The sequence below is a fragment of the Rhizobium hidalgonense genome, assembly GCF_002914525.1.
GTDB lineage: Bacteria > Pseudomonadota > Alphaproteobacteria > Rhizobiales > Rhizobiaceae > Rhizobium > Rhizobium hidalgonense.
Map to the genome: position 1 here is coordinate 1 of NZ_LODW01000120.1, position 5,381 is coordinate 5,381.

Annotated in this window: 6 protein-coding genes; 1 reads left to right on the plus strand and 5 read right to left on the minus strand. The window is 55.1% G+C overall.

Features of this window, described 5'->3' with window-relative positions; translation table 11 throughout:
- The 5 genes from ATY29_RS33310 to ATY29_RS33330 form a co-directional block, all read right to left on the minus strand.
- A partial coding sequence (locus tag ATY29_RS33310; protein ID WP_425299373.1) for an aminotransferase class I/II-fold pyridoxal phosphate-dependent enzyme occupies nucleotides 1-570 on the minus strand: 570 nt, incomplete at its 3' end.
- Nucleotides 570-1,739: an ABC transporter substrate-binding protein gene (locus ATY29_RS33315; protein WP_016737432.1), complete on the minus strand. Its 1,170-nt coding sequence runs from the start codon at nucleotides 1,737-1,739 to the stop codon at nucleotides 570-572. The genes ATY29_RS33315 and ATY29_RS33310, both read right to left, overlap by 1 nt.
- A gap of 123 nt (nucleotides 1,740-1,862) precedes the next feature.
- Nucleotides 1,863-2,984: an LLM class flavin-dependent oxidoreductase gene (locus ATY29_RS33320; protein ID WP_016737431.1), complete on the minus strand. Its 1,122-nt coding sequence runs from the start codon at nucleotides 2,982-2,984 to the stop codon at nucleotides 1,863-1,865.
- A 60-nt stretch (nucleotides 2,985-3,044) separates the two neighbouring features.
- Nucleotides 3,045-3,452, minus strand: a complete 408-nt coding sequence (locus ATY29_RS33325; RefSeq protein WP_008534380.1) for a carboxymuconolactone decarboxylase family protein — start codon at nucleotides 3,450-3,452, stop codon at nucleotides 3,045-3,047.
- A 72-nt stretch (nucleotides 3,453-3,524) separates the two neighbouring features.
- Nucleotides 3,525-4,034 (minus strand): flavin reductase family protein, encoded by a 510-nt coding sequence (locus ATY29_RS33330; RefSeq protein WP_008534378.1) that lies wholly within the window; start codon nucleotides 4,032-4,034, stop codon nucleotides 3,525-3,527.
- 134 nt (nucleotides 4,035-4,168) lie between these two features.
- Here ATY29_RS33330 and ATY29_RS33335 point away from each other — a divergent pair, with 134 nt between their 5' ends.
- Nucleotides 4,169-4,936 carry an SDR family oxidoreductase gene (locus tag ATY29_RS33335; RefSeq protein ID WP_004671535.1) on the plus strand — a complete coding sequence of 256 codons (768 nt, stop codon included), beginning with the start codon at nucleotides 4,169-4,171 and terminating at the stop codon, nucleotides 4,934-4,936.
- The last annotated feature ends 445 nt before the right edge of the window (nucleotides 4,937-5,381 follow it).

A 5,381-nucleotide genomic window follows, 5' to 3' on the forward strand; every position in this document is an offset into this window, starting at 1 on the left:
CCGGACCGCCCGCTCCAGCGGCGGGAAAAAGCTCTCATCCGGCTCAACCGACATGGAGCGGATCACGCCGCCCGCCATCAGGAAACCGAAGGCGTGGATCGGATAGGTCGGATTCGGGCAGAGGATGACGTCGCCAGGCGCGGTGATCGCCTGCGCCATGTTGGCGAAGCCTTCCTTGGAGCCCAAGGTGGCGACCACCTGGGTATCCGGGTTGAGCTTGACGCCGAAGCGGCGGGCATAATAGGCGGCCTGGGCACGGCGCAGCCCCGGAATGCCCTTGGAGGAGGAATAACGGTGGGTGCGCGGATCCTGCACGACCTCGCACAGCTTGTCGACGATCGACTGGGGAGTCGGAAGGTCAGGGTTTCCCATGCCGAGATCAATGATATCGGCGCCGCCCGCTCGCGCGCTTGCTTTCAAACGGTTGACCTGTTCGAAAACATAAGGCGGCAAACGTTGAATTCTGTGAAAGTCCAGCACACTATTTCCAATCAAATCGCAGATACCTCCCGCGCCGATTATAGAAACCGACGCGGGAGGCTGGGAGGTCTCCTTCCGGAGAACATTCATTACTTCTTCGGCCGCCAAGCTAACGGATCTTCAGGACGTTCGAAGTAGTTTGCAGCGACGTCTGCAGGCCACCAGCCGCTGTTCTTCGGCTCGATCCAATCCGTGGAATTGGGATCGCAATCTTCCTTCAGCACTTCCTTCACGTCATCAATGGTGTAAGGAAGCGCAGGACGAAGAATCGACTGGATCTTTGGTCCCTGGCCTTCGAGCGTTCGCATCATGACGTCCCACACAAGGCGGGCATCAGACCGCGGCGGCCAGAAATGGAAGCTCTTGCTTATGAAATCAGGGTTCTTACGCCAGTAGCAGGCTGCGGAAGCCTCACCCCCGAGCACGATAGGCATCATGTCGCGGCCGGATTGCTGTACTGCGTTCACGACACCGTTTTCTGAAGCGGACTGAACGAGAATGCCATTAACCTCAGCAAGATTGGTGGCAAGAAACTTCTGAACCTCAACCTGGGCGACCTGGTCGGTCCATTTGCCAGCTATCGTGCCTACAATTTTGATACCGGGGAATTTATCGAACGCGTTCTTCGCGCCGATGTCGAAGCTGTCCGATGATGCGAAACCGGGGATGCCCGATACCATCAGGACGTTGCCTTTTTCACCGATTTCCTTGGCAAGCCATTCAGCAGCCTTGTAACCACCGTCGGTGTTATTCTCTGTGGCATTGATTGCGTAGGGTGATGTGACATAGCCCGAGACTGAGAAGACTGGCACGCCTTTCGAATGAGCATACTCTATGGTCTTGTTAAGTGCGGTAATGTTCGAGCAGCAAATGACGATCGCATCAACACCGTCGTCAACCATCTGCCGCATCTGCTGGATTTGGACAGCGTCTTTGAGGTCAGACTGCGTGACGATTAGATCGGAGACTAGGCCTGCTTCCTTATATTTCGGAAGCAATACGTTGGTGAATTCGTCCAGGATGTTCGCGCGCCAGGTATTACCGGCATATGTGGATGCATAACCAATTTTCCACGGCGGTGGACGTTTTGGAACAAAATCCTTGTACACCGTCCCCCCGAGCGGAATGGCGGGATCGATATTCTCGTAAAGCGCCTTTTGGTCCGGCGGCAACGAATCGAGGCCGTCAGCCTTCGCCACGCCGTTCATGTGATAAAGGCTCGACAGCGTAAAAAGCGCTGCAACGATTTTCTTCAGCATTCAGGGCCTCCTCCCCTTGTGGTTCCGCTCAACCGCCGGCCCCTTTGGCCGCCAGCCGCGAAAATCCTGCCAGAATCTGGCAGAGTTCGTGTCGGGACAGCAATCGCCGTCCCGAGGACTGGTTCAGTTGCGCAGACCGGCTTGCTTGAGCAGCGGCATGACACGGTCGTTAAAGAAGGGAAGTTCCTCGTTGTAATCGACCATTGTCAGCAAGGCGCCGTTGACGCCTGTATTGCTGAGATCCACGAGCTTGTCGGCGACTTGTTCTGGATTGCCGACGATCGGGTATCCACCCCAGCCAGCGACGAAGCGTTCCTTGAATTTTTGATACATTTCGGCAGAATGGTTTTGAGATTGCACCTGCAGAACTTCACAGATGTTCTCGCATGCCTCCCAGTCACCCTTCTGGTTGACGTAGTAGTCGTAGTATTCCTTTGCTTCCTTCTCCGTTTCGCGAACGATAACGGGGCAAGCTGTGAATGTGCCAAGATCACGGTTATATTCATTACGCGCCAGGTCCTTCACCTTTTTGACCCAGGCAGCGCCGGATTCCATGTCTTGCATGAAGCCGAAGTTGAAGTCGCAGAACTTGGCGGTGAAATGCAGTCCCTTGCCCGAGGCGCCGGCGCAGATCAGGAGCGGGCGACCCGCCTTGTTGTAGGGTTTGGGTTCACTGAAGGCGTCTTTGACTTTGAGGAACTCGCCTTCGAAGGTAACGCCATTGCGTTTCCAGAGCGTCTCGACGATATCCATCCATTCAGTGGCGTATTCATAGCGGGTGTCGTGCTCCATCATAGGAACTCCGAACATTTCCATTTCGGGAGTGAACCAGCCGGTAACGAGATTGAGGCCGTATCGACCCTTCGAGATGTGATCGATTGTTGTCGCCATCTTGGTTGCAACAATCGGGTTTAGCGTCGGAATGTGAGTCGTTGAGAAGAACTGGAGCTTCGTGGTGACCGCCGCGAGAGCGGCCGCCCAGGTGAACGTATCCATGTTCACGCCATTGAAGTTTGAAGGACCGCCAAAACCACGCCAGCGTGCAATCGGCACCATGCATTCCCAACCGGCTGCCTCAAGCTTCTTTGCAATCTCGACGTTGTGGTCGAAGGTAGGTTCGAACGTTGTCTCAGCGAGCGTAATCGCGCATGCATTCGAGCAATTCGTGCCAAATACGCCGAGCTTGAGCTTGTTATCATTGAACATTGGGTTTCCGGCAGCGCGGAAATCGTCTTGTGCGGTCACTGTAGTCCCTCCTCGGGCCGGCAACGGATGATGCTCAGCCCACTCAAATGCGTTGAATAACTAGATGCCCATCTCGTCGAAAACTTCCGCTGCCACGCGGAAGCTGTCGATGGCCGCAGGAACACCGCAGTAAATCGAAACCTGGAGGAAAACCTCCCGAATTTCCTCTTTGGTAAGACCGTTGTTGATTGCTCCGCGAACATGCAGTTTCAGCTCATGCGGACGATTGAGGGCCGAAATCATCCCGAGATTGAGGATGCTGCGCTGCTTGCGCTCCAGGCCCGGCCGATTCCAAATTGCGTCCCAGCAGTATTCCGTGACGAGGGTTTGCATCGGCCAATTGAAGTCGGTGGCTTTGCTGACCGACGCATCAACATAGGCCCCCCCCAAGACTTCGCGCCGGGTCTTTAGTCCGCGCTCAAAGCGCTCTGTGACTTCACGTCCATGAATTTCTCTTGCGGGTGCCATATTGCTCACGCTTTTCTCCTTGCCGCCCTTGGGCTTTCGATGAGTGATGTGATTGGTGGTTAAAGCCACCTACTATGCGGCCGATCCACTGATGGACGACGACCTGACGAGTTGACCGTTTTCGTAGAGAAGCGGCGCGATTGACTCGATGAACCGTGCTTCGAGCACTTCTCCGAGCACAACATCATGCGTTCCAACGTGAACGACATCTTTTAGCTTGCAGACAAACGCCGCCTGCGCATCGGACAGGACCGGCATGCCGTCGAGAGACAGCCACTCGCCGTAATGAAAGCGCTCTTCACCCTTCAATTGCCCACTGAACAGCGGCACAAGATCGGCATGTGAAAGATGCAGCATGTTCACGGCGAACTTCCCGGAGATCTTCAAAGGCTGATTCACCGAAGCCGATTGGTTGATGCAGACAAGAACAGTTGGTGGGTCCGCGGTAACCGACTGGACCGCGGTGGCGGCCATGCCATGACGGACCCCGTTGAGTTCGGTCGTGATCAAGCAGATGGTTGATGTGAACCGACGCATAGCTGCCTTAAAAGCCAACTGCGCCTCAGTGCTGGTATCGGCCATATTGTCCTCCCACGGCCAAATTCGATCGAGCCTAGATAAACAGATCAGCAGACAATCTGTCAACCGGATTTTCACAATTGACAGATTGTCTGCTAAAATGTCTTCTAAGGCACCCAAAAATGAGGAGATGGTCGATGGATTTGAATCAAAGGGTTTGTATCGTCACAGGGGGCGGCAGCGGCATTGGTCGTGCGACCGCCGAGCTTTTCGCAAAGAACGGCGCCTATGTGGTTGTTGCTGATGTCAATGAAGACGCCGCGGTTCGTGTGGCGAACGAGATCGGCTCGAAGGCTTTCGGTGTTCGCGTCGACGTCTCGTCCGCCAAGGACGCGGAAAGCATGGTTGAGAAGACGACCGCAAAGTGGGGCCGGGTCGACGTGCTCGTCAATAATGCCGGGTTCGGAACGACGGGGAATGTGGTGACCATTCCTGAAGAAACTTGGGACCGGATTATGTCCGTAAACGTCAAAGGGATCTTCCTTTGCTCAAAGTACGTCATTCCTGTTATGCGACGGAACGGCGGAGGTTCGATCATCAATACGACTTCCTACACCGCAACCTCAGCAATCGCGGACAGGACTGCCTACGTAGCATCGAAAGGAGCAATATCTTCGCTGACGCGCGCGATGGCCATGGATCATGCGAAAGAGGGAATTCGTGTCAACGCGGTCGCTCCAGGGACAATCGACTCTCCTTACTTCACGAAAATCTTCGCCGAAGCGAAGGACCCCGCGAAGCTTCGCAGCGATTTCAACGCCCGTGCCGTCATGGATCGGATGGGGACAGCTGAAGAGATTGCTGAAGCAATGCTTTTTCTTGCGTCCGATCGTTCGAGGTTCGCGACCGGTAGCATTCTGACGGTCGATGGCGGCTCCTCGATCGGAAACCACCTGGTCAAGTGAAGGAAAGGGCGGCACTCGTCATGCCCTTACATTTGAGGCAGGAACACCGGGTATAAGGCTCCAGCCTCGTTGATCATTGACGTGTTCCTAACCCGTCAATGACAGCACAGAGCTGTTGGCCTAGGCGCAGCTCTTGTCGGACTTGCGGCACGCTCCAGCAAATATGATAGAGAAGGAGAAGGACTGCCGGCGACAACTAGATCTAACAGCGGAAACTGGATCAAGGACATTTCGCAATTTTTGTCGAATAACCCCACGATGTCGGTCAGATGACGTCATGCGAGTGCCGACCTTCCGGAATAGCCGCATGCTGGTTCCGAATGCCCTCTATCGCAACGCTGTCGGCATAAGTTTAGTCCGGAATACAAGGTGATACGATCGTGTCCCGGGAGGTGGTGTAGGTCGCGGCTGATGGCCGTGCTTTCCCGACATGGGTCGGAAGGGG

Excerpts from the sequence above, each read along its gene's own strand:
- ATY29_RS33325 (WP_008534380.1), bottom strand. The coding sequence starts at position 3,452 with ATGGCACCCGCAAGAGAAATTCATGGACGTGAAGTCACAGAGCGCTTT.
- ATY29_RS33335 (WP_004671535.1), top strand. The coding sequence starts at position 4,169 with ATGGATTTGAATCAAAGGGTTTGTATCGTCACAGGGGGCGGCAGCGGC.
- ATY29_RS33315 (WP_016737432.1), bottom strand. The coding sequence starts at position 1,739 with ATGCTGAAGAAAATCGTTGCAGCGCTTTTTACGCTGTCGAGCCTTTAT.
- ATY29_RS33330 (WP_008534378.1), bottom strand. The coding sequence starts at position 4,034 with ATGGCCGATACCAGCACTGAGGCGCAGTTGGCTTTTAAGGCAGCTATG.